Annotated in this window: 1 protein-coding gene; it reads left to right on the forward strand. The window is 55.2% G+C overall.

The window, feature by feature from the left end:
- Nucleotides 1-40 precede the first annotated feature (40 nt).
- Nucleotides 41-1,579, forward strand: coding sequence for an IS3 family transposase (locus tag PQU96_RS15890; RefSeq protein ID WP_272773378.1), 1,539 nt, complete (start codon nucleotides 41-43; stop codon nucleotides 1,577-1,579).
- Nucleotides 1,580-1,607 lie beyond the last annotated feature (28 nt).

A 1,607-nucleotide genomic window follows, 5' to 3' on the forward strand; every position in this document is an offset into this window, starting at 1 on the left:
GGGGGTGCGGACAAAAACTTGGACTACTGGGAGGTAGTTCATGTACTCGTACGAAGATCGCATCCGCGCAGTTCTGCTTTACATACAGCTCGGCAAGCGCACTGGGGTGACCATTCGCCAGTTGGGATACCCCACAAAGAATGCACTCAAGAGTTGGTATCACGCCTACATGAATGGCAACGATCTGCCAGCAGGCTATGTGCGCGCAAAGCCGAAGTACTCGCCAGAGCAGAAGGCCGTAGCGGTTTCGCACTACTTCCAGCATGGCTGCTGTATTGCCACTACCCTGAGGGCACTTGGCTATCCTGGGCGCAAGACGCTCTCCGCCTGGGTTGACGAGCTTCACCCTGAAATGCGGAAGCGTCTCGCTGGCAAAGCCAGAGCGGATGCACATCCACAAGAACTAAAGCAGGCAGCGGTCATCGCACTGTGTTCGCGACAAGGCAGTGCGCGTGCCATTGCACAAGAGCTTGGAGTAACCAGGCCGACGCTGTACAACTGGAAAGATCAGCTACTCGATCGTGGGGTTCCTGCATCCATGAAGCGTCACCGAGATTCCTCTCCCGCAGCAGAGCAAGCTGAGCTGGAGCAACAACGAGATGCGTTGCAACGCGATATCCTGCAATTACAGCTTGAACACGACATCTTGAAGAAGGCCGTCGAGCTCATAAAAAAGGATCTGGGCGTCGACCTGCACCTCCTGAGCAATCGGGAGAAGACAGTACTGGTTGATGCCCTGAGAGCACGCTACGGACTGTCAGCGCTCTTTACCAAGCTGGGTCTTGCTCGCAGTTCCTATTTTTATCATCGGGCTCGTCGCCAAATGGCGGACAAGTATGCTGACGTGCGTGGCATCATGGCCGACATCTTCGAACGCAATCACCGCTGTTACGGCTATCGGCGGATACGGGCATCCCTAAGCCGGCAGCAGTTCTTCCTCTCGGAAAAAGTGGTGCTGCGGTTGATGAAGCAGGAACAGTTGGTCGCTACCACGCCCAAGCGGCGTCGGTACGGTTCGTATTTGGGCGAAATCAGTCCTGCACCAGAAAATGTCATCAATCGCGACTTTCAGGCGGCGGCGCCGAACGAGAAGTGGCTTACCGACATTACTGAGTTCCAAATTCCAGCAGGCAAAGTCTATCTATCGCCTGTCGTCGACTGTTTCGATGGCATGGTGGTTAGTTGGTCAATGAGTACGCGCCCTGATGCGGCATTGGTCAACACGATGCTGGATGCTGCCATTGAAACCGTGGGCAATAGCCATCAGCGGCCAATTCTTCACTCGGATCGTGGCGCCCACTACCGCTGGCCGGGTTGGCTGTCCCGAATGCGCGATGCCAACCTGATCCGGTCCATGTCGCGCAAAGGGTGCTCACCAGATAACGCTGCCTGTGAGGGATTCTTCGGCCGGCTGAAAACAGAATGGTTCTACCCTGGCGACTGGCGAAACACGTCCATTGAGCAGTTCATGCAAGCTGTTGATGATTACATTCGCTGGTACAACGAAAAGCGAATCAAGCTTTCCCTAGGGGCACGCAGCCCCCTAGAGTATCGGGAAAGTCTTGGTTTGGCAGCATAAACAAGTCCAAGATTTTGTCCGCACCCCC

Source organism: Vogesella margarita (assembly GCF_028548475.1).
GTDB lineage: Bacteria > Pseudomonadota > Gammaproteobacteria > Burkholderiales > Chromobacteriaceae > Vogesella > Vogesella margarita.

Excerpts from the sequence above, each read along its gene's own strand:
- PQU96_RS15890 (WP_272773378.1), top strand. The coding sequence starts at position 41 with ATGTACTCGTACGAAGATCGCATCCGCGCAGTTCTGCTTTACATACAG.